Annotated in this window: 18 protein-coding genes; 10 read left to right on the top strand and 8 right to left on the bottom strand. The window is 64.2% G+C overall.

Annotation, left to right across the window (positions count from 1 at the left end):
• Position 1: 1 nt before the first annotated feature.
• The 5 genes from RY1_RS01510 to RY1_RS01490 all read right to left on the bottom strand — a co-directional run bounded on the left by RY1_RS01510 (position 2) and on the right by RY1_RS01490 (position 5,252).
• Positions 2-1,723 carry an urease subunit alpha gene (locus tag RY1_RS01510; RefSeq protein ID WP_072801744.1) on the bottom strand — a complete coding sequence of 574 codons (1,722 nt, stop codon included), beginning with the start codon at positions 1,721-1,723 and terminating at the stop codon, positions 2-4.
• Positions 1,723-2,355 (bottom strand): urease subunit gamma, encoded by a 633-nt coding sequence (locus RY1_RS01505; RefSeq protein ID WP_072801743.1) that lies wholly within the window; start codon positions 2,353-2,355, stop codon positions 1,723-1,725. Before RY1_RS01505 ends, RY1_RS01510 begins: the two co-directional genes overlap by 1 nt.
• A gap of 168 nt (positions 2,356-2,523) precedes the next feature.
• Positions 2,524-3,792 carry a DUF6986 family protein gene (locus tag RY1_RS01500; RefSeq protein ID WP_139279692.1) on the bottom strand — a complete coding sequence of 423 codons (1,269 nt, stop codon included), beginning with the start codon at positions 3,790-3,792 and terminating at the stop codon, positions 2,524-2,526.
• A 5-nt stretch (positions 3,793-3,797) separates the two neighbouring features.
• Complete coding sequence (locus tag RY1_RS01495; RefSeq protein ID WP_072802229.1) at positions 3,798-4,199, bottom strand: PaaI family thioesterase; 402 nt, start codon at positions 4,197-4,199, stop codon at positions 3,798-3,800.
• A 291-nt stretch (positions 4,200-4,490) separates the two neighbouring features.
• Positions 4,491-5,252 carry a hypothetical protein gene (locus tag RY1_RS01490; protein WP_072801742.1) on the bottom strand — a complete coding sequence of 254 codons (762 nt, stop codon included), beginning with the start codon at positions 5,250-5,252 and terminating at the stop codon, positions 4,491-4,493.
• 206 nt (positions 5,253-5,458) lie between these two features.
• Between RY1_RS01490 and RY1_RS01485 the strand changes: the two genes are divergently transcribed.
• The 3 genes from RY1_RS01485 to RY1_RS01475 are packed head-to-tail and all read left to right on the top strand — an operon-like array spanning position 5,459 to position 8,903.
• Positions 5,459-6,934 carry an iron chelate uptake ABC transporter family permease subunit gene (locus RY1_RS01485; RefSeq protein ID WP_072801741.1) on the top strand — a complete coding sequence of 492 codons (1,476 nt, stop codon included), beginning with the start codon at positions 5,459-5,461 and terminating at the stop codon, positions 6,932-6,934.
• Positions 6,931-8,037 (top strand): FecCD family ABC transporter permease, encoded by a 1,107-nt coding sequence (locus RY1_RS01480; protein WP_245819454.1) that lies wholly within the window; start codon positions 6,931-6,933, stop codon positions 8,035-8,037. Before RY1_RS01485 ends, RY1_RS01480 begins: the two co-directional genes overlap by 4 nt.
• Positions 8,034-8,903 (top strand): ABC transporter ATP-binding protein, encoded by an 870-nt coding sequence (locus tag RY1_RS01475; protein ID WP_072801740.1) that lies wholly within the window; start codon positions 8,034-8,036, stop codon positions 8,901-8,903. The genes RY1_RS01480 and RY1_RS01475 overlap by 4 nt, the downstream gene beginning before the upstream one ends.
• Here RY1_RS01475 and RY1_RS01470 read toward each other — a convergent pair.
• Together RY1_RS01470 and RY1_RS01465 are read right to left on the bottom strand one after the other, a co-directional pair.
• Positions 8,900-11,458: a bifunctional lysylphosphatidylglycerol flippase/synthetase MprF gene (locus tag RY1_RS01470; RefSeq protein WP_139279713.1), complete on the bottom strand. Its 2,559-nt coding sequence runs from the start codon at positions 11,456-11,458 to the stop codon at positions 8,900-8,902. The genes RY1_RS01475 and RY1_RS01470 overlap by 4 nt on opposite strands.
• A 50-nt stretch (positions 11,459-11,508) precedes the next feature.
• Positions 11,509-12,810 (bottom strand): alpha/beta hydrolase, encoded by a 1,302-nt coding sequence (locus RY1_RS01465; RefSeq protein WP_072801738.1) that lies wholly within the window; start codon positions 12,808-12,810, stop codon positions 11,509-11,511.
• Between the two features lie 179 nt (positions 12,811-12,989).
• Here RY1_RS01465 and RY1_RS01460 point away from each other — a divergent pair, with 179 nt between their 5' ends.
• From RY1_RS01460 to gnd, 4 genes are all read left to right on the top strand, one after another.
• Positions 12,990-13,406, top strand: a complete 417-nt coding sequence (locus RY1_RS01460; RefSeq protein WP_072801737.1) for a BlaI/MecI/CopY family transcriptional regulator — start codon at positions 12,990-12,992, stop codon at positions 13,404-13,406.
• 24 nt (positions 13,407-13,430) lie between these two features.
• Positions 13,431-14,390: a M56 family metallopeptidase gene (locus tag RY1_RS01455; RefSeq protein ID WP_072801736.1), complete on the top strand. Its 960-nt coding sequence runs from the start codon at positions 13,431-13,433 to the stop codon at positions 14,388-14,390.
• Between the two features lie 261 nt (positions 14,391-14,651).
• Positions 14,652-16,334: a DEAD/DEAH box helicase gene (locus RY1_RS01450; protein ID WP_072801735.1), complete on the top strand. Its 1,683-nt coding sequence runs from the start codon at positions 14,652-14,654 to the stop codon at positions 16,332-16,334.
• Between the two features lie 146 nt (positions 16,335-16,480).
• Positions 16,481-17,932 carry an NADP-dependent phosphogluconate dehydrogenase gene (gene gnd / locus RY1_RS01445; protein WP_072801734.1) on the top strand — a complete coding sequence of 484 codons (1,452 nt, stop codon included), beginning with the start codon at positions 16,481-16,483 and terminating at the stop codon, positions 17,930-17,932.
• A 93-nt stretch (positions 17,933-18,025) separates the two neighbouring features.
• Here the strand turns inward: gnd and RY1_RS01440 are convergent, their stop codons facing one another.
• On the bottom strand, positions 18,026-18,538 hold the full coding sequence (locus RY1_RS01440; protein ID WP_072801733.1) for a DUF4262 domain-containing protein: 513 nt from the start codon (positions 18,536-18,538) through the stop codon (positions 18,026-18,028).
• Positions 18,539-18,681: 143 nt separating this feature from the next.
• On the opposite strand from RY1_RS01440, the gene RY1_RS01435 reads away from it, so the two are divergent.
• Genes RY1_RS01435 through guaB1 form a run of 3 tightly spaced genes read left to right on the top strand, consistent with a single transcriptional unit; the run spans position 18,682 to position 22,286 of the window.
• Positions 18,682-19,968 (top strand): DEAD/DEAH box helicase, encoded by a 1,287-nt coding sequence (locus RY1_RS01435; protein ID WP_072801732.1) that lies wholly within the window; start codon positions 18,682-18,684, stop codon positions 19,966-19,968.
• Entirely contained in the window at positions 19,965-20,831 is an 867-nt protein-coding gene (locus RY1_RS01430) for a DMT family transporter (protein ID WP_072801731.1), read from the top strand. Before RY1_RS01435 ends, RY1_RS01430 begins: the two co-directional genes overlap by 4 nt.
• Positions 20,832-20,849: 18 nt before the next feature.
• Positions 20,850-22,286, top strand: a complete 1,437-nt coding sequence (gene guaB1, locus RY1_RS01425; protein ID WP_072801730.1) for a GMP reductase — start codon at positions 20,850-20,852, stop codon at positions 22,284-22,286.
• Positions 22,287-22,419 lie beyond the last annotated feature (133 nt).

Raw genomic sequence — 22,419 nt, 5'->3', positions numbered from 1 at the left:
CTCAAAAGAGGAAATACCTCTGCGCCATCGGCAATTCGGTGGCCGGTTGTTCCTTCCACACCTCACCGTCGATTCGCACCGTGAACGTGTCCGGGTCGACCTCGATTCGAGGCTGCGCGTCGTTTCGAGGCATATCGGCCTTGCCGACGGAACGAACGTTGCCCACCGCCACCAGCTTTCGGTCGCAATTGAGTCGATCGGCCAAACCGTCCTCGATCGCCTGGGGCGCAACGAAATGGACCGATGTCGCCGCTGCGGCCTTCGCCGACGCGCCGAACATCGGGCGGGGCAATTCCGGTTGCGGGGTCGGGATCGACGCGTTCGCATCTCCCATCTGCGCCCACGCGATCATGCCGCCCTTGATGACGGCATGTGGGCGAACACCGAAGAACGCCGGATCCCACAGCACGAGGTCGGCCAGCTTTCCCAGTTCGACCGATCCGATCTCGTGGTCGAGGCCGTGCGCCACGGCGGGACAGATGGTGTATTTCGCGATGTATCGCATTACTCGATTGTTGTCCGCTCGGACATCACCCGAGAGGTAACCGCGCCGCTGCTTCATCACGTGAGCGGTCTGCCACGTGCGCAGTACGACCTCGCCGATCCGGCCCATGGCCTGCGCATCACTGCCGATCATCGAGATGGCGCCCATATCGTGCAACAGGTCCTCGGCAGCAATCGTCGACGGGCGAATCCTGCTCTCCGCGAACGCAAGATCCTCCGGAATCGACGGGCTCAAGTGGTGGCAGACCATGAGCATGTCGAGGTGCTCGTCGAGGGTGTTGACGGTATGCGGCCGCGTGGGGTTCGTCGAACTCGGCAGGACGTATCCCTGGGAGGCCACCGTGATGATGTCGGGTGCGTGTCCCCCACCCGCGCCTTCGGTGTGATAGGCGTGTATGCCGCGCCCCTTGATGGCGGACAGCGTGGTCTCGACGAAACCGGCCTCGTTGAGCGTGTCCGAGTGCAGCGCAGCCTGTACTCCGGCGTCCTCGCACACCGACAGGCATGCGTCGATCGCGGCGGGCGTCGAACCCCAGTCCTCGTGCAGCTTGAAACCCGAAGCGCCGGCGCGCAACTGCTCCCACATCGCATCGCGGCTGACGGTGTTTCCCTTGCCGAGCAACACTATGTTGATCGGCCAATCGTCGAGCGCTTCCAGCATGCGAGACAGGTGCCACGCGCCCGGCGTCACGGTGGTCGCCTTACTGCCTTCGGCTGGACCGGTACCGCCGCCGATGACGGTGGTGATGCCTCCCCCGAGCGCCTCCTCCATGATCTGCGGACAAATGAAATGGACGTGGCAGTCGATGGCTCCCGCGGTGAGAATCTTGCCGTTTCCGGCGATGATCTCGGTGGACGGGCCGATCACGAGGTCGGGATGAACTCCTGACATCGTATCCGGGTTTCCGGCTTTACCGAGCGCGACGATACGTCCGTCGCGAATTCCGACGTCTGCCTTGATGATTCCCCAGTGGTCGACGATCACGACACCCGTGATGACGGTGTCGGGGGCGCCGTCGGCGCGGCTCGCGCGGGACTGACCCATCGATTCGCGAATGACCTTGCCACCGCCGAAGACTGCCTCCTCGCCCGCCGCGCCAGGCCCACCACTGCGATCCTCGGTGACCTCGATCAGAAGATCGGTGTCTGCCAGTCGAATTCGGTCTCCGGTCGTCGGACCGAACAGCTGCGCGTAGCGCGATCGACTCAGTTGGGCCATCAGGAATCCAGCTTTCCGGGAGGAGTGAGGCTCAGTCCGTACACCTCTCGGCTACCGCCGAGTGGGACGAGTCGAACGGTCATGGCAATGCCGGGTTCGAACCGCACAGCGGTGCCCGCGGGAATGTCGAGCCGCCGTCCGTGAGCACGCGCGCGGTCGTAGTCGAGCGCGGTGTTGGCCTGAGGGAAATGCACGTGGCTCCCCACTTGAATCGGCCGGTCGCCGGTGTTGACGACGTCGATCGTCACGACGTCGGCGCCTTCGTTGATCTCGATGGTGCCGTCCAGCGTGATGACCTCGCCCGGGACCAGGTGATTGTCACCGCGTTTCGGCGATATCGGTTCATGGACGGTGATGAGTTTGGTTCCGTCCGGGAAGGTGGCTTCCACCTGCACTTCGGGAAGTAGTTCCGGGACACCGCTCATGACGTCGTCGGCGGTCAGAACCTCGCGTCCGGACGCCATGAGCCGAGCAACCGAATGTCCGTCGCGCGCGCCCTCGAGCAGATGGTCGGTGATGAGTGCAACCGCTTCGGGGTGATTCAACTTGCATCCGCGTGCCCGGCGCTTGCGCGCCAACTCCGCGGCGTAGCTGAGAAGCAGGCGATCCTGCTCGTGCGGAGTCAGCCGCATTGGTTCTCTTTTCTCTCACTCGTACGCCGTCTCACGACAACGCTAATACTGACACGATTCGGGTCGGCGGGCAGCCGATGTCGAGCGATCAACCGTTACGTCGATGTGACCTGACCGAAACACGACCGGCTGTGCCTTGCTTCCGAAATCCGAACCGGTGGAGAGCAATTAGAACTCGGCGGCTGCGGTTCTACCCAACAATCCGACCAGCACGGACCGAGACACGGACGAGGAGACGTCGAGCAGTTCCTGCTCGGTCACCGCTCCTGAATCGAGTCCGCGCACCAGCACACCGGCGAGGGCCTGCGCCGTCGCGGGCTCGTCCATGACGCCGCTGTCCCGACGATCGAGATAGGCCGCGACACGGGTGGCCGCCGTCGGCATGGCAGTTCGAAAGAACGTCAGCGTGGCCAGCCACCGCGTCACCAGATGGCCCGGATGCATGTCCCAGCCCTGATAGAAGCCACGTTCCAACGACCTGGTCACCAACGCGAAATGCCGTCGCACTGCAGCCTCGATCTCGATCTCGGAGCCCGACGGCACCACCTGGGTGGAACCGTCGCACACCCACACCCCGGACTGGGCCGCCGCCACGAGCATGACGTTCTTGGCATGATCGGCAACCGGATGGGCCAGAGACTGCTGCGCCGACGTGATGCCGCACGCCGCGCTGTAGTCGTACGTGCCGTAGTGCAGCGACGTGCAACGGCCGTCGGCGAGCCCGAGTGCCCGTGCGACGGTCGCAGTTCCGTCCCGCCCGACGATCGCCTGCGGACTCTCGATCTGTAATTCGAATCGAAGCGCGCGGTCCGGTAGTCCGTGAGCCCGCTCCAGTTCTTCGCACAGGGCGACCACCGCGGTGACCTGTTCCGCGGCGCGGAGCTTCGGGACGGTGAAGACGAATCCGTCCGGCACGCCCCCTGCACCGTCGAGCACGAGTTCGAGGGTCCGGATGCCACGAAGCCTTTCGTGTGGCGCAAGCCCTTTCGTGCGGACACCCAACCACGTCGGACCCAGCGGATCCACCGACAACGTGCGGAGAATTTTTCCGCTCTCGCGTGCGTGGCGATCCTCCTCCGTGTCCGATCGCCAGCCGTACCCGTCCTCGAAATCGAGCCGAACATCCTGGATCGGACTGGTGGAGAGCGTCGCGCGTACCGACGGCAGAACCCCGGCGGGGTCGAGGGACTCGAACAGCTCGGCGTTGCTCTCGAGCAGACTCGACGCCTGTGAGCCCCAGTGCCGGAGAACATTCGGATCGGCGTCCGATGCGGGCAGGTACACGGTGTGGATCGGTTGGCCCCCGATGCGATCACCCGGATAGTCACGCCCCAGCCGCGCATCCACCGGTCCGAGGATCGATTCGATTCGTGAACGGCCGACGTCGTCGAGTCGAGTACCGTCGAATCCGGATTCTGCGATCTTGTCGTCTCTCACACGGCCTAGTGTCCCAGAGTTGCGGTGTCGACGATGTTCGCGAGCCGGACCTTTCCCTGCGCGACGAGTTTGCCCGCATCGTTGGAGATGTCGACCTGCCACAGCTGCTGCGTCCGTCCGCGGTGGACCGGAACGGCCTCGGCGCTCAGACGACCGGTTCTCGAGGCGCGAAGGAAATCGGTGTTGTTGTTGACGCCGACGACATGCCCACGCTCGCCCAACCATGCCGTGGCGCCGAGGCTGGCCAACGACTCGACCACAGAGCACAACACGCCGCCGTGCATGATGCCCGCGGGCTGATGCAGGCTCGGCGTCACGGTCCACTCGGCGCGCACTCGATCGGCGGTCACCTCGGTGTAGACGAGACCGATGGCCCCGTCGAATCCGCGCCCGCACAGCTCTGTCACGACGGCGGGATCGGTACTGACGGTCGGTCCGCCGGTCGATGTCGGTTCCTGATCGGTCAACGTCTCTCCTCATGCAGGTTCCGCGCCGAGGCGACGTCGGAAGTCTCAATCAGGACTACACGAGACCGAACACAGAAAAATCGGCGGGCCTCACATTCGATGAATGTGGGGCCCGCCGTGGCAAGGACCGGGAGTCACTGCAGCCCTCAGGACTCCGGCGCGGTCCGTTCGTCTGTGATTACCATAGGCTAGCCTTACCTCTTTGGCAAGCGTCTCCGAGGCAAAGGTTTCTCAGGACGCACGCATGCGAATCCGGCCCAGTGTTGCCGGACGCGATCTGACCGGCGCCCCGGCGGCAACGAACGCATCGAGAAGCAACTGCCCGCGCCGCGCGCCAGTGGACGCATGCGTGCCTGCCAGGATCGGCACGTAGGTGGAGGCGCCGAGCACGGCGTCGCCGACCAAGCTCCAGAACGTTCGAGTATCGAGCGGAGCCCGGTCACCGATTGCGCGCAGCACTGCCTCGAGCGAGGTGATGCATCGGTGTGCGGTCCACACGAAGAGCGCCTCCTCGCACGGGAGCGTCACTGTGCCCGGGGCACCTTCGAGTGAGTCACCAGGGAGAATTCGGAGAACCGGGGACGCAACTCCCGCCCAGTCGATGCCGCCGTCGCTGTCCATGTGAATCCACATGTTGTCGATGCCCGGATCCCATGCCCGGCCGTCGAGGACCAGAAGTGCCGCAACGCGGCCGACGACGGCGTGCACGAGGGCGGTGGCGACCTGTGAGGCGGCCGCCTCGGTGGTTCGAAGATCTTCGACGCATCGCGCGAGCATCTGGTCGGTGCGCCCGTCGTCGAGCCCGGCTGCCAGCTGCCACCATCGGCGTTTTGCCTCGTTCGCCATCGTTGCTACCGCATACATCCTCGGATAGTCAGCGTTGAGCGCACGAAGCCGGATGCACGAGCGAGCCAGCGGACTGCCTTCGTCGGCGCCGGCGAGTGAACGATGCACATCAGCCCAGGCAGCGGTAGTGGTAGTTGCTACTGACATCAGACACTCCCTCTATCGACAGACGTGACCCTGAGGTCCGTTTTACATAGGTTAGCCTAACCAAGTGATCCGGGCGGGCCGAGGGGCACGCCGTGTTCCCTCCGTCACGCGCCACCTTGGCTAGCCTTACCTGGACGCGCACTTCGGTGAAGGGTTCCGTAACCTAAGCCGGTACCACTTCTACACAGTGAGGAGTCACAACAACAGTGACCACGGCCCCATTGCTCGGCCCGGGAAATCCTCACCCGACGCCCGACGAAAACTTCGCCAAAGAAGAGATTCCTCGCGGGACTGCACCGTGGCGTCTGCGCCTTGCTGCTACCGTCGTCGATCTCGCGATAGTTCTTCTCCCCCTTGCCATCGGCTGGTCGATCGTCGATTCCCTGCGCGACGACAACGGCGGCGGTGAAGCCGACCGATTCGTGTTCGGAGCCATTGCCGTCGCCGTCGCCTGTGGGCTGCTGCTGTGGAACCAGGGGTTTCGAGAGGGCCGCGAGGGCCAGAGCACCGGCATGCGGTGGACCGACCTCATCGTGCGTGATTCCGAGTCGGGCGGACCGCTGGGCCTGCGGCGCTCACTGCTCCGACAGATCGGTATCGGGCGGCGCAATACCCAGGTGGTTCGCGAGAAGACCGCGCTGGACGAGCAATTCGAACCGATTCCCAGAGACAACACCGTGGCCGGAATTCGGAAGCGGAGAGTTCTCGGTCTCGTCGTGCTTGCGATTGCTCTTGCCGCCGCAATACTCGCCAGCATCGCGATCGGGGCACGGCCACTGACGTTCGCCGAGATCGGACACGCGCTGCTGAACTCGACCGGCACGGACACTGACATCATCATCCGCACTCTCAGAGTGCCCAGAACTCTGCTCGCGCTCGTCGTGGGTATCGCGTTGGGTATCGCAGGCGCGTTGATTCAGGGACACACCAGAAACCCGTTGGCCGACGCAGGCCTTCTCGGACTCAATGCCGGTGCAGCGTTCTTCGTCGTGCTCTCCATCTACCTCTTCCGATTCAATTCTCCCAGTCAGTATCTGTGGTTCGCCTTCGCTGGTTCCGCAGTCGCGAGCATCGTGGTGTTCGGCTTGTCGTCGATAGGAAACGGAAGAGCGAGTCCGCTCAACCTGGCGCTCGCAGGAGCCGGAGTCGCGTTCTTTCTCGCCGCCATGACCAACGCTGTCGTGTTGCTCGATCAGACCAGTCTCGACGGATACCGGTTCTGGTCGGTAGGTTCCGTGGCAGGGCGAGGCCTCGATGTGCTGTGGCAGGTGCTGCCGTTTCTCGTCATCGGAGTTCTGATCGCACTCGCGAGCACCCCAGGCCTCAACGTCATGAGCCTCGGCGAGGACGTCGCCAGATCTCTCGGCACCAACATCGCTCTCACGCGCACGGTCGGCATCATCGCGATCACACTGCTCACCGGAGCGGCAACCGCGGCGTGCGGCCCGATCGCCTTCATCGGTCTCGTCGTCCCACATGTCGCGCGGGTCGTGACAGGTCCCGACTATCGCTGGCTGGTCCCCTACGCCGGACTCATGGGCGGAGTGATGCTGATGATCGCCGACGTGATCGGACGAGTGGTCGTCCGACCGGGTGAGCTCCAGGTCGGCATCGTGCTCGCACTGTTCGGTGCCCCGTTCTTCATCGCTCTCGTTCGTCGTCGGAAGTTGGCAAGCCTGTGACCGCGCATCTGGAATCACCACCATCGGACCTCGACGCCGGTGAATCGACGGTTCCGTCCAGACCAGGCTTCCGCCTCGGACCGGTGTCACTGGTTCGTCGGCCACTGATGGTTCTGATCAATCTGGTGCTTCTGGCTGCTCTGTTTCTCGTCGTGTGCATCAACATCGGTCGCGGTGATTTCCCGCTCTCGATCGGACAGGTCGTCGACGTGCTCGTCGGCGGCGGTTCGCGGATCGATCGCTTCATCGTCATGGATCTTCGCCTTCCGCGATCGCTGACCGGACTATTGGTAGGCATGGCTCTCGGCATGTCGGGCGCCGTGACGCAGTCCATCTCGAGAAATGCTCTTGCGAGCCCTGACATCCTGGGTATCACTGCAGGTGCCAGTGCCGCTGCCGTGGCCCTGATCGTGCTCGGCGGCGGAGGAACCTTCGTCGGCATCCTCGCGACTCTCGGCCTACCCGTCGCTGCCCTGATCGGCGGTGTCATCACCGCGATCGCGATCTACGCACTCGCTTGGAAGCGAGGTGTCGAAGGTTTTCGATTGATCCTGGTGGGTATCGCGATCAACGCGATGCTCACTGCCGCGATCGGGTGGCTGCTCATCAGTGCCGATATCAACGACGTGTCACGAGCCCAACTGTGGCTCAACGGATCTCTGAACGGTGCCGACTGGGGCAAGGTGTGGCCCGTCCTGATTGCCATCGTGGTGGTCGGATCCATGACCGTCGTGTCGACCTTCACACTCGGCGCGCTTCGGTTGGGCGACGACAACGCCCGCTCGCTCGGCGTCCGACTTCAGTACGGTCAGGCATCTCTACTGCTGGCGTCGGTCGCCCTTGCTGCGATCGCCACCGCCGCAGCCGGACCCATCGGATTCGTCGCTCTTGCAGCTCCGCAGATCGCACTTCGGTTACTGCGCACTCCCGGACCCCCGATCATCGCCTCGGCGATCATGGGCGGACTGCTGGTGGTGGGCAGCGACCTCATCGCTCGGACCATCCTGCCCGTGGAACTTCCCGTGGGCATCGTCACGTCGGCCCTCGGCGGACCGTTCCTCCTCTATCTTCTCGTTCGTGGTAATCGAAAGGCCTCCGTATGACAAGCATCGACCCGTCACGTCTCGTCGCGGAGGACCTCACTCTGGGTTACGGTGACCGCATCGTCGTCGAGAACCTCGACCTGCAGGTACACACCGGTGTTGTCACCACCATCATCGGACCCAACGGATGTGGCAAGTCGACGCTGCTGCGCGCGCTCGGACGTCTTCTGAAGCCGAAGTCGGGCAAAGTGATTCTCGACGGCAAAGCGATCTCGTCGATGCGAACCAAGGATGTAGCGCGGGTGCTGGGCATGCTGCCTCAAGCTCCGACAGCTCCGGAAGGCCTGACCGTCGGTGATCTGGTGTCCCGTGGCCGCCACCCACACCAGTCGTGGATTAGGCAGTGGAGCTCCGACGACGAGTCCGAGGTGGCGAACGCTCTCGAACTGACCGGCGTCGGCGACCTCGCCGACCGGCCGGTCGACGAGCTGTCCGGCGGACAGCGTCAGCGGGCGTGGATCTCGATGGCACTCGCGCAGGGCACCGACATTCTGCTTCTCGACGAGCCGACGACCTACCTCGACCTCGCGCACTCGGTGGAGGTTCTCGATCTGGTCGACCGCATGCACGAGGACATGGGTCGCACCGTCATCATGGTTTTGCACGACCTCAATCTGGCCGTGCGATACAGCGATCAGCTCATCGTGATGTCGCAAGGCAAGATCGTCGAGTCGGGTCGCCCACAGGATGTCATCTCCGAGCAACTACTCCTCGACGTCTTCGGTCTGGAGGCAACCGTGATCGAGGACCCCGTCTCCGACCGACCGTTGATAGTCCCCATCGGCACACGACACGTCTATGGCGCCGTCGGCGGTCCACAGAAATCGGCTGCGCACTCCGTCGCGGCCCCGCAGTCGACTAACTAACGCTCTATCATCGTCTTGACGAGTCGATACCCCTGACCGAACGACACCTCGGGCAGGTACGCCCGCCCGACTGCGTTGCCGATGCTCGGTAACGCAGCCGGGTCGGCATAGGTCATGTGCATCGGTTCGTATCGCGGCTGGAACTTCGATTTGAAGGCCAGAAGGGACCTGAATCCGTACACCGGTTCGAGAGTCTTGCCCAGCACGTCGAGGAGCCTGTCGAGAAGCCTGGAGAACGTCAGCTCCTCGGAATCGGAGTCTTCGGTGCCGCCGTCGTCGATCTTGGCCAGCGGCGCGCCGGACAGGCTGAGGAAACGGACCCCCTCCTCCTTCAACAGAATTGCCGCCGACGCGATGAGAAACTCCATCGCCGGTCTGAACCCTTCCGATCGTCTACGCATGAAGTCCAGTGTCCAACCGACGATCTGACCGTCCTCGTACACCGGCATCCACGACGTGACTCCGTGTACGGTTCGGTGCTCGTCCACCGCGATCAGACAGCGCACCTGCGCGTCGTCGACTTCTTCCAATCCGCCGAGCGTGAAACCCATCTCGGGCATGCCCTTGTCTGCCACCCATTCTTCCGAGATGGCGGTGATCTGGTCGGTGATCGCGAGTGGGGCCTCAGGAAAGCTGATCCATTCCGCCTCGACACCCGCCTTCTTGGCCCGATTGAGCGCAGTGCGAACATCCTGAAATCTCTTGCCCGTGAACGCGAGAGCCTCCAGATCGAGTATGGTCTCCTCCCCCACCTGGATTCCACCCCACCCGATGCTGTCGGTGATCTCGCGAACCGCAGGGGTAACCGAATAGAAGCAGGGAATCCACCCATTCTTCGACGCGAACTCGGCAAAGTCGACGACGCTGTCCCGCAGTCGTTCCCGCGGGCCGACCGGATCGCCTGTAGTAAGAGCGACGCCGGAGATGACGCGGTACGCGACGTAGCTTCGCCCGTCGGGTGAGAACCAGTACGTGTTTCCACGCCATGTCGTCATCCAGGACAAAGCGCTGCCTGTACTCCGGGTGAGCAGCTCGCGTGCTCGCTCGGTCGAGTCGGTCTCCGCACCGAATGCCGGTGTGAGGAACGTGTTGAGCGTGACTATGCACAATGCTCCCCAGAACAACACTCCGGTCCACTCGAACAGCAAGGTCGTCGGGACACTTCCGGGGAGGAAGCGAGGTTCGAGCCACTGCAGATAGACCGGCGGAACGAGGCGTTGAGGGAAGTCGGCGAGAAGGCCGAGAGCTGTTGGTTCGTTGTCGAACCCGCTCCGTGCAGCCAGTCCTCCGAGGACGTACAGGACAGCCAGCACCACCGCTGTTCCTACTGTCACCAGCGTCCATCGTCGGTAAGTGCCTTTCGGCGCCGATACATCGAAGAACTTTCGGGTCAGAAGCAAGAGAATCAGCACTGCCAGCGGAAGCAGGAACGGGACGATCGTCCGATACGCCGTGGGCGATTCCAGGCCGTAGAACACCGACTCGTCGTCACCGGACTCGATGAATCGAATGGCGTAGTTCGCAACGGACACGATGAGCAACACCACTTGCGCGAACACTGTGGCACCCCAGGCGAATTTCCGGCCTCGACGTAGGCCGTCGGCCAGGAACAGCAGGAAGATCGACGGCATCAGCGACAGGATGGTCGGACCGACGCCGCCGAGACGCAGTTCGAGCAGCCCCGTTCGGCATTCGGGGTCGGTTGCCGAATCAGCGCAGATTTCGCGAACTTCCGCAGCGGTGTACGGCACGCCGCGAACGACGTCGCGGAGTACTGCGAAGGGCCCCACCGCATCCGGACTCAATGCGGCGAGCACAGGGCCGAGTGCGCTGGCCGCGACGACGAGAGCGACGAGGACGCGTCCCTCGCGTTGGGTCCCTGCCAGTCGCGGCCCCCGCGCGGACCTCCCGACGATCACCGGCCCCAGCGCAAGGCCGACCACCGCGGCTGCAAGACGGACCACGTCCTGCAGGTGGCCGCTGAACAGGGCAGACGTGATCAGCAGAGCGAGTAGCCCGACGCGGATTCGGCGACGCCACAGAGTGTCCATTCGCGCGGTCGCCACCATCACCACCCCGACGATCCAGGTGGTCGGGCCGATCGCCGTGCCGACGTGCAGACGGAACCCCCAGTCGGCGTCGAACAGTTTGGCGAGCGCCGCGACGCCGAGACCGAGCAGCGACCCGAGAACCTGAGTCGATGCCGCAGCGAGTGCGAACTTCGCCGACCCGAATCGTCGCTCGATCGGGGCCGCCGCCACGACGACCGCGATGACGACGAACACATAGCCGGCCACGCCGGGCGCAAACAATCCGGCGGTCAACGCGGTCCAGACGCGGAATTGCTCGAACGGCATGATGCCGAGGGCGAAATCGTGGTGCAGTGTGTTGCCCCCGACCGCGAGTCCGACTACCCCGAGCGCCAGAACGACGGCCAGCAATCCGAAACTGACAGGGGCGCCCTTTGCGCCGTACACGATCAGCGCCCGCAATCGCGACAATTGCCGCAGCGACTTCTTCCAATCCGTGGCCAGGCGATCCTTCCGTAGTTGCATCCAGCTCGGAGCGATGTCCTCGACCGGTCGGGTGTCTTCCACGGACTCGTTCACGAGATCAGACCCACTCTCTGCATCAGCCACGGTAATTCGAGTTCGAGGCCCTTGGACCAGACAGCGAAGCTGTGTCCGCCTGGAACCTCGTCGTAGCGCACGTCCATGCCGGCCGCCTTGGCTGCCTGGTACATCGTCTGCTGCCCCGGTTTGTAGTCGTTGTCGTCGGCGCCGACGACAAAGGCTCCACCCGAGTCCGGGTACTTCTTCGTCTTCAACAGATCGAGAGGGTTGATTGCGACGAACGCGGCCTCGTTGCCACCGAACGCCTCGTTCACGGTTCGCGAACGATCGCCCAGGGTCGGCTCCAGCTGCCCGGACAGGTCGAGAAATGTTCGATATACATCGGAATGGTTCGTTGCCATCTGTATCGAACACGTTCCGCCGTAGGAAAGCCCGCCGATGATCCAGCTGCGTGGATCGGGATCGACCTGCAGATTCGACTTGATCCAGTTCGGAACGTCCTGAGACAAGTACGTCGCGACGTTGCCGAGTGCCGAATCGACACACAGCGGATTCGCGAGAGTCGACCCCGTGGCGTCGGCGACCACGACGACCGGTGCAAGACCCCCGTGGTCACGTGCGAACGCATCCATGGTGGCGGTCAACTTTCCGCCCTCGAGCCAGTCGTCCGGCCCTCCCGGCTGGCCGGCAAGGAGCACCAGCACCGGCAGCAGCGGCCGAGGGTCGGCGAAGTACGACGGCGGCAGATAGACCTCGGCCGGTCGGGCGGAGAACGAGGACACCGTGGGCGGAATCGTCACCGACGTCAACTTGCCCCCCGAGGGCATGGTCGAGGGGGCGGTCCATGCAGCATCGAGTGGATCCCCGGTGACGACCTGCGCGCGCGGTCCTGGCACGTCGCTCAGTGAGATTCGGTCGACGTCGTCGACACCGAGCACCGTCGCGACTGTCGGGTACGCGGCGAAGACGAGATTCACATGGGCGGCGGCGGTGAGAACGACCAGAATCGCCGCGAGGATCGACATCCCCTTCGCGAGAGCACCCTGCGCCGCGATCGTCCGAGGAGCGACAAGCAGCAGCGCAGCGATTCCGATGGAGATCCACACGTAGATCTCGATCTCGATCGGATCGGGGAACGGTCGCCAGATCTTCTCCACGACGACGTAGAGCGCGATCCCGACGATCAGAGCTGCCGTCGTTGCAAGTGGTAGGGCCCGAAGGACATACCAGCGGCGTTTCGAGACGAGGAGCCAGAGTCCACCGAGTGCTCCCAGGACGGACACGAATGCCGACGTGGTGTCGCTCACGAGCGACAGCGAGAGGAACCAGTTCAATCCGTGCCTCCACCTCGCAGTCGAACGGGTATCAATGCAGGATAGGCATATCGGTGCCGTGAATTGCGGACCGTGGGGAAAATGACGGTAAGTGTCTATGACGCATCCCACATGAACGGACCGCCGTTACTACCAGCAGTAGTACGCATTTGTGTCGGACTACCCGTAGAATTCGTCGAATGGCTGGTCTAGGCGAACTCGAGCGTGCAGTGATGGATCACTTGTGGGACTCCACGGAGCCGCAGACCGTGCGACAGGTACACGAAGCTCTCGCCACGCGTCGAGAGTTGGCATACACCACTGTCATGACGGTGCTGCAGCGTTTGGCCAAGAAGCAACTGGTCGTGCAGCAACGAGACGATCGGGCCCACCGCTACGCGCCGTTGCACGGGCGTGATGAACTCGTGGCGAGCCTCATGGTCGACGCGTTGGCGCAGGCACCCGAGTCGGGAGGCCGCGCAGCCGCTCTCGTCCACTTCGTCGGACAGGTCGGTGCCGACGAAGCTGCGGCACTCCGAGAGGCCCTTGCTGCGCTCGAGGTGGCACAATCGTCAGGACACTCCGATACGGGCGACGACGAACGCCGTTCGGATTGACCCCAGCCGTCGGTTAGTGAGGATATGAACTCCACCACAGCTCTGGTATTCGCGCTGCTCGCTCTGCTGTTGGCGGGGCCGGTCCCTGCTGTCCTCAGCCGTGCGACATGGCCGTTTCGTGCCCCGCGCGCCGCACTGGTCCTCTGGCAGGCGATAGCGATCGCCGCTGTGTTCTCTGCCTTTTCCTCCGGTTTGGCGATCGGCGGCCTGCTGCTGGTGCCCGGGCCCGACGGTCGACCAACTACTGCGCCGACCGACGAGATCGATGCACTGGGGCTCCCGCTGTGGCTTCTGTACGTCGTCGTACTCGCGATCACACTCGGAATCGGCGCCAAACTGATCTTCTCGTTCGTCCAGGTGGCGGTGCGCACCCGTCGGAGGCGTGCGAGGCACCGCGTACTCGTCGATCTCCTCGACTGCAGCGACGACGGGCGCCCGTTCCCCGGCATCCGAGATGCCGACGTTCGCGTGCTCGATGCCGTCGAGCCGATCGCCTACTGCCTGCCGGGTCTACGGCAGCGGGTCGTGCTCAGCGAGGGCGTTCTCACTCACCTCAGCCGCTCCGAGGTCAAAGCAATTCTCACCCACGAGCGCTCGCATCTGCGGTCGAGGCACGATCTGGTTCTCGAGGCCTTCACCGCGGTCAACGAAGCTTTTCCGCGCATCGTGCGAAGCAAATCGGCGCTCGGAAGCGTTCAACTGTTGGTCGAGCTGCTCGCCGACGATTCCGCGGTGAAAGTCACCGGTCCGACGCCCTTGGCGCGTGCCCTCGTCACGTGCGCCGGGTCGACTGCGCCGCGGGGTGCTCTGGCGGCAGGCGGCCCGAGCACACTCATCCGGGTTCAGCGCCTCAACGGTCCACGAAGCGACATCACGATCAGCGCAGCGGCATACACGACGGCTGCGGTCATCCTCGTGGTCCCGACCATATTCGTGGCGATGCCGTGGCTGGAGGAATTGAGCCGTCTCCTCGGCCACCGCTGATCGAGTAGGGCAGCTCACACCTGTTCGAATCGTGAATCGAACAGGTGTCGCGTACAGTGGACCGAGGTCGCCATCGCGGCCTAGCAATTCGAAAAGGCACAAACAGCCCCACTCTGTGTGACATGTGTTCGCACACTGATGGCCAGGTGACAGTGCCCTGGCTCGTCTCTATGTGTTCTGGCTGTTGTTGGTGCCCCTTCTCGGGCGGTCTCTATAGCTGTGGCTTCGTGGCGTGCCCGTAATCCGGAGAGGTTCAACTGCGTGACCCACGCTGTTTCGACTAGTACACCCGTTTCCCCCACCGCGGACGCTTCCAGCGAACCCGCATCGATCACTTTCGCCGAGCTCGGCCTTCCCGAGCCCGTGGTTGCCGCACTCGCACGCAACTCGATCACCGTGCCATCGCCGATTCAGGCGAAAGCACTGCCCGACGCCATCGCAGGCAAGAACGTTCTCGGACGCGCACAGACCGGTTCGGGCAAGACGTTGGCCTTCGGCCTGCCGATCCTCGCGCGGCTCGCGCTGCACACCGATCGCCCGTCGGCCAAGCGCCCTCGTTCGCTCGTTCTCGTGCCGACCCGTGAACTTGCGTTCCAGGTCGTCGACTCCTTGACCCCGTACGCAGGGGCGCTCGGACTCACCGTCCGCGCAGCCGTGGGCGGAACGCCCTTCAACAAGCAGGTCGAGCAGTTGCGGCGCGGCGTCGACGTCCTCGTCGCGACCCCGGGCCGGCTCGCCGATCACCTTCGTCAGGGCACCTGCGTCCTCGACTCCATCGAGATCACTGCACTCGACGAGGCAGATCAGATGGCCGACATGGGATTCCTGCCCGAGGTGCGCGCCGTCCTCGCCGACACCCCGGCCGACGGTCAGCGAATGCTGTTCTCCGCCACGCTCGATCGTGAAGTCCAGTCGCTGGTCCGTCAGTTCCTGCCCGACCACGTCGAACACTCCACACAGGATGGCAAGGCCAGTGTGCGGACGATGGATCACTACCTTCTGTGTGTCGACCGCGGCCAGAAGGACGTCGTTCTGTCCGAGATCGGCGCCCGCGAAGGACGCACCATCATGTTCGCCCGAACCAAGCTGGGCTGCGACGGCATCACCGATCGCTTGCGCGCGTTGGGTATTGCGGCCGAGTCACTGCACGGCGGTAAAGCACAGAACCAGCGCACCCGAGTGCTCGAGCGCTTCAAGAACGGCCGTACTCCAGTTCTCGTCGCCACCGACGTCGCCGCTCGCGGAATCCACGTCGACGGAATCGATCTGGTGGTTCACGTCGACCCGCCTGCAGACCACAAGGACTACCTCCATCGCGCCGGACGTACCGCCCGTGCAGGCGAAAAGGGAACCGTCGTCGCGATCGTGCTTCCCAACCAGCGCCGTCAGGTTCAGCGTCTGACCGGCATGGCGGGCGTCAAAGCAACGTCGGTCAACGTCTCGCCTGGTTCAGCCGAACTCAGCAGCATCACCGGTGCCAAGAAGCCCACCGGCGAGCCGCTGCGCGCCGAGAGCAGCGCACCGAGGGATCGTCGTGACAGCCGTCCGCGTACCGGCGGTTACCAGGGTGACCGTCCGCGTACCGGTGGCTACCAGGGCGAGCGCACTGGCGGATACCAGGGTGACCGTCCCCGCACCGGCGGCTACCAAGGTGACCGTCCGCGTACCGGTGGCTACCAGGGTGACCGTCCGCGTACCGGTGGCTACCAGGGTGAGCGCACTGGCGGATACCAGGGCGACCGTCCCCGCACCGGCGGCTACCAGGGCGACCGTCCCCGCACCGGCGGCTACCAGGGTGACCGTCCCCGCACCGGCGGCTACCAGGGTGACCGTCCCCGCACGCATTCCAGTTCGGCTCACGAGGACTCGAAGTCGAGCGGATTCCGTAGCCGCACCGACCGTCGTTCCTACGACGGATTCGATGGTCCTGCGCGTACGCACTGATTCGCTTCGATGATGTGAATGCACTCGAACGGGGGTGCCGACTCGGTGGAGTCGGCACCCCCGTTTTCGGTTGTGAGATCCGACCGGAAACGACGCAGTAAACCCCCCGGCTTTCGTTTGTGCGCTCGGCAAGGAAAGCTGTACCCATGACCTCAGCAGTGGACCCGTCAGAACTCGCCCAGATCGGTGTCACCGGACTCGCCGTGATGGGCTCGAACATAGCCCGAAACTTTGCGCACCACGGACATACCGTTGCGCTGCACAACCGCAGCATTGCAAAGACCGATACTCTGCTCGCCGAACACGGTAGCGAAGGCAAATTCATCCGCACCGAGACGATCGAAGAGTTCGTCGCTGCGTTGCAGAAGCCTCGCCGAGTACTCATCATGGTCAAAGCCGGAGACCCCACCGACGCAGTCATCGAAGAACTCGCGGGCGCGATGGAAGAGGGCGACATCATCATCGATGGTGGAAATGCTCTGTACACCGACACCATTCGGCGCGAAGCATCGCTGAAGGAACGCGGCCTGTTGTTCGTCGGAGCTGGAATATCGGGCGGCGAGGAGGGCGCGCTCAACGGCCCGTCGATCATGCCAGGCGGGCCCGCCGAGTCGTACAAGGCGCTCGGTCCACTGCTCGAATCGATTGCAGCACAGGTCGATGGCACTCCCTGCTGCACGCACATCGGCCCCGACGGCTCCGGCCACTTCGTCAAGATGGTGCACAACGGCATCGAGTATGCCGACATGCAGCTGATCGGCGAGGCGTACAACCTGTTCCGCGATGCACTCGACTTGACCCCGGCGCAGGTTGCGGATGTGTTCACCGAGTGGAACAACGGCGACCTCGAAAGCTACCTCGTCGAGATCACGGCTGAGGTTCTGAAGCAGGTCGACGCCAAGACCGGGCAGCCACTCGTGGACGTCATCGTCGACGCCGCCGAGCAGAAGGGCACCGGCCGCTGGACCGTCAAGGCAGCACTCGATCTGGGAGTTCCGGTCACCGGAATCGCCGAAGCCGTGTTCGCCAGGGCGCTGTCCGGGTCGCGGAACCAGCGCAAGGCCGCTGTCGGCCTTGCCTCGGGTACCCTCGCCGAAAAGCCGTCCGATGCCGAGCAGTTCACGCACGACATCAGCCGCGCGCTGTACGCGTCGAAGATCGTCGCGTACGCACAGGGCTTCGATCAGATCGCCGCAGGCAGTGCAGAGTACGACTGGGATCTGCATCCCGGCGATCTTGCAACGATCTGGCGCGGCGGTTGCATCATTCGTGCCCGCTTCCTCGACCGCATCAAGGATGCGTACGACGACAACGCCGAGCTGCCCAGCTTGATTCTTGCGCCGTACTTCCGCGAGGCCATCGAGAACGCGATCGACAGCTGGCGACGTGTTGTCATCACCGCAGCATCGCTCGGCATCCCGGTTCCTGCTTTCGCGTCCTCGCTCGCGTATTACGACGCTCTGCGCGCGAAGCGTCTCCCCGCGGCATTGACGCAGGGACAGCGCGATTTCTTCGGTGCGCACACCTACGAGCGCACCGATTCCGAGGGTAAGTTCCACACGCTCTGGAGCGGTGACCGCAGCGAGATTCAGGCCTGACCCTGGCACACTCGGCCGGCGAGATTCGCTGGTCCCGCAGAACGTACCTGCGCGACCAGCGAATCTCGTTGCAGTTCACCGGTGGAACTTTCGTCAGATGTCGCCCTCGTACCACCCCGGCGGCGGACCGAGAACAGGCTGGACGATCGTCGACACGACGTCGCCTTCCCACGGCAGATTCCCCGTGGCGTCACGCCACACAGCTTGTACCGCCCGGACAGCGCCCGGCGGATATACGTTCTCGGCCATGAGCAACCACTCCCCGCTGTGCATCACGTCCACGAAATACAGATCGAACCCGGCTACCCACGCCCGTGAGCCTGCTTCGAACACCTCACCTGCAACCGAAATCCGGCGCCCGAGTGCGTTCAGTACCGTGGACGATTCGGCAGGCCCACGGCCGGTGATCACGATCTCAGGATGGCCGACGGCAGTCAGTCCCACCGTGTAGCAGAACGCGGGATCGACGCCACACCCGTCGAATTCCTCGTACGACGAGGGCGGAGCCGAGGCGACGTACTGCAACGCCCACCCGTGCCGGTCGATCGTGTCTTCCAGGTCGCGCACGTAGTCCTCGATGGACTGTCCGTCGCACAATGCACACATAGCTCCCCCAAGCTCTCGTTTTGGGCGCACGTTCCGAGAAGCCGAATGATTTCTCGGAAGCCGCCGCATTCGAACGTATGTTCCCGTGCACATACTGGCGTGTGCCACCGACAGAAACTTTGGGGTGGCTGTACTGTTCCGCTATGCCCCAGCACTCGTCGTTTGCAGATCTGGGGCTCGCACCCGTCGTGACACACGCACTCCGCCGAATCGGCGTCGAGTCGCCGTTCCCGATTCAGGCGGCCGCCATTCCGGATGCTCTGGGGGGCCGCGACATACTCGGACATGCTCCGACAGGGTCGGGCAAGACCCTCGCGTTCGGTCTCCCGCTACTTCAGCGGCTGTCGGGAAGCAGCAGTCGGCCGTCGAGCCCTCGTGGCCTGGTACTGGTGCCGACTCGGGAACTGGCTCTGCAGATCGAAGCGTCGTTGGACGAGCCTGCGCTGGCATCCGGTGTTCGCGTCATGGCCATCGTCGGAGGCGTTCCACTCAAGCGTCACATCGAGCGGCTCCGTCGTGGTGTCGACGTCGTTGTCGCGACGCCGGGACGCCTCGAAGATCTGACGGCTCAGGACGCGGTATCGCTCGCCGACGTGACCGTCACGGTCGTCGACGAGGCCGATCGAATGTCCGATCTCGGTTTCCTCCCCCAGGTGCGCAAGCTGCTGGATCGTACGAGCAAGGACGGGCAGCGAATGTTGTTCTCCGCCACGCTCGACGGCGATGTGTCCGAACTCGTCGAGCAGTACCTTCACTCCCCCGTCGTGCATCGCACCGAGTCGACGGAGCCGGAACGAGCTGCAATGAGCCACCACTTCTTTCGAGTTTCGGCCGAGGAAAAGGATTCGGTCGCAACAGTTCTCGCAGCCCGCGACGGTCGCACCATCGTCTTTCTGCGCACCAAGCACGCCGTCGACCGATTCGCCGAGGGACTCCGCACGGCCGGCGTCGATGCGGTCGCGCTGCACGGCGACAAGACACAGGCCGCCCGTACACGCGCACTCGCATCGTTCGGCAACGGATCGGTTCCCGTTCTCGTCGCGACGGACGTCGCTGCACGAGGGCTCCATGTGGACGGCGTCACGTTGGTGCTGCACGTCGATCCGCCCGCGGATGCGAAGGACTACACACATCGGGCGGGAAGGACCGCTCGCGCGGGAGACAGCGGAACCGTCGTCACGCTCGTGGCACCGGGTCAGGAGGAACATGTGAGTGCGTTGGCAATCGAGGCGGGAATCGCCGTCGCGTTCACCGATGTGACACGCTCCAGCCCGGTTCTGCGGGAGGTTGCCGGGGCCCGGGCGCCGACGGGCGTGCCCGTGGTGCGCAGCGCGGCGGCTCCCGCCGCGACCACTCCGCGGCAAGGTCGGCGGAACGCATCGCCCGCTCGCGGGTCGCGAGAACACGGTCAGCGACGTGGTCCTCGATGAACGAACTTCCGGTATTGGCCATCGTGCTGGCGTTGATCGCCGCGTTCCTCTTCGCCTGCGCCTCCGTTGCACAGCAGAGCGCCGCCGCAGCGGTGCCCGAGGGCGAATCCCTGATCGCCACGCTTCTGCGCAGCCCGCGGTGGTGGGCAGGTGTGCTCGGTGACATCGGCGGTTACGGGGTCCAGGTCGCCGCGTTGTGGGTCGGTTCGGTGCTGGTGGTCCAGCCACTTCTCGTCTCGATGTTGCTGTTCGCGTTGCCGCTGTCCGCGAAGTTCTCCAGCTATCGCATGACGAGGTCGACCTGGGTGCTGGCCGTAGCTCTCGCTGCGGCGCTCGCGGTGTTCATCGTCGTCGGTGATCCCACCGAGGGGCATTCGAATGCCCCGTTCTCGCAGTGGCTGGTGCCCTTGCTGATCGCCTCGGGCGTGGTACTCGCCGCGGCACTCGCTGGACTCCTGCTCCAGAAGCCGAGCCAGCGCGCACTTCTGCTGGGCGCTGCAGGCGGACTGCTGTTCGGCATGGCGGTCGCGTTCACCAAGTACGTCACCGATCTCGTCGAGAGAGACGTCGTCGAGGCTGTCACCGCGTGGCAGACCTACGCGCTCGTCGTCTGCGGGGTCCTCGGCTTCTACCTTCAGCAGCGCGCCTTCCAGTCCGGGCCGCTGTCCGCCTCGCTACCTGCCGTCACCATCGGGGAACCCTTCGGTGCGGCTTTCCTCGGCATCACGGTTCTGGGTGAACGTGTGCGTGACGATCCGTTCGAACTCACCGTGATCGGGCTCTGTGTGGCCGTCATGATCTTCGCGACGATCGCCCTGTCTCGCTCTCAGGCCAAGGTCACCGAATACGCAGAAGTGGCCTGACCGGTACGCTGGCGAAACGTGCAGTTCCTCGAAGGCCGGCGGCCACCGTACGATTTGACCTACGACGACGTCTTCCTCGTCCCCACCAGGACGGATGTGACGTCCAGATTCGACGTCGACCTCGCGACGGTCGACGGATCAGGGACGACCATCCCCATCGTGGTATCCAACATGACCGCGGTGTCCGGTCGTCGCATGGCCGAAACCGTTGCCCGGCGGGGAGGCATCACGGTACTTCCGCAGGATCTCCCGATCACGGCCGTGGCCGACACCGTCGAGTTCGTCAAGAGCCGTGATCTCGTCGCGGACACGCCCGTCGTGCTGGGCCCGGATGCGTCGGTGTCGGATGCTCTCGCCCTGATGCACAAGCGAGCGCACGGTGCGGTCGTCGTCGTCGACGGCGGCAAGCCCGTCGGTGTGGTCACCGAGAGCACCTGCGCGGACGTCGATCGTTTCGCGCGGTTGCGCTCGGTGGCGGTCCACGATTTCGTCACCGTCGCCGCCGACGCATCACCGCGAGAGGTGTTCGACGCTCTGGAGGTGGCACACGAGAGTCTTGCGGTCCTCGTCACGGGCGACGGTTCGCTGGCCGGGGTATTGACCAGAACCGGCGCGGTGCGTACCGGTATCTACACTCCCGCAGTCGACGCAGCAGGGCGTCTGCGAGTGGCGGCTGCGGTCGGCATCAACGGCGATGTTGCAGCCAAAGCGAAGGCACTCGCGAACGCAGGCGTCGATCTTCTCGTGATCGACACCGCACACGGTCATCAGGAGAAGATGCTCGAAGCGCTGTCCTCCATCAAGGCACTCGATCTGGGGATCCCCCTTGCTGCAGGCAACGTGGTGTCGGCGAGTGGAACCCGCGACCTGGTGCAGGCAGGCGCGGACATCGTGAAGGTGGGTGTGGGACCCGGTGCGATGTGCACGACCCGAATGATGACGGGCGTCGGCCGCCCCCAGTTCTCGGCGGTTGCCGAATGTTCGGCGGCTGCAGCCGAACTGGGAGCGGCCGTGTGGGCTGACGGCGGAGTACGGCATCCGCGCGATGTGGCACTGGCGCTTGCCGCAGGCGCGTCGAACGTCATGATCGGATCGTGGTTCGCCGGAACCTACGAATCACCGGGCGACCTGAAGTTCGACACCGCGGGCAACGCGTACAAAGAGAGCTTCGGGATGGCATCCAAGCGTGCGGTGGCTGCTCGCACCGTGACCGACAGCGCGTTCGACAGGGCTCGCAAGGGACTGTTCGAGGAGGGCATCTCCAGTTCGAGAATGCGCCTCGATCCGGATCGGCCGGGAGTCGAGGACCTCATCGATCACATCTGCTCGGGCGTTCGGAGCACGTGCACGTACGCGGGGGCACGGACACTGCAAGAGCTTCACCAGCGCGCTGTGCTCGGTGTGCAGTCCGCAGCCGGATTCGCCGAAGGTCGACCACTTCCCAGCGGTTGGTGACGTTGCCCCACTCGAGATCACACGAACGCCTGCAGCCGTTAGAATGATGGCTTCGCGATCGAACGAACACATTTTCGCCGGCCCATGCGAATCGGCGGTGCCCGAGCACCGGCGAAGCATTCGGCGGAACGAC

It is taken from the genome of Rhodococcus yunnanensis NBRC 103083, assembly GCF_001895005.1.
GTDB classification, from domain to species: Bacteria; Actinomycetota; Actinomycetes; order Mycobacteriales; family Mycobacteriaceae; genus Rhodococcoides; species Rhodococcoides yunnanense.
The sequence above is the reverse complement of the archived record's forward strand: the minus strand, read 5'-3'. Positions and strand labels throughout refer to the sequence as shown.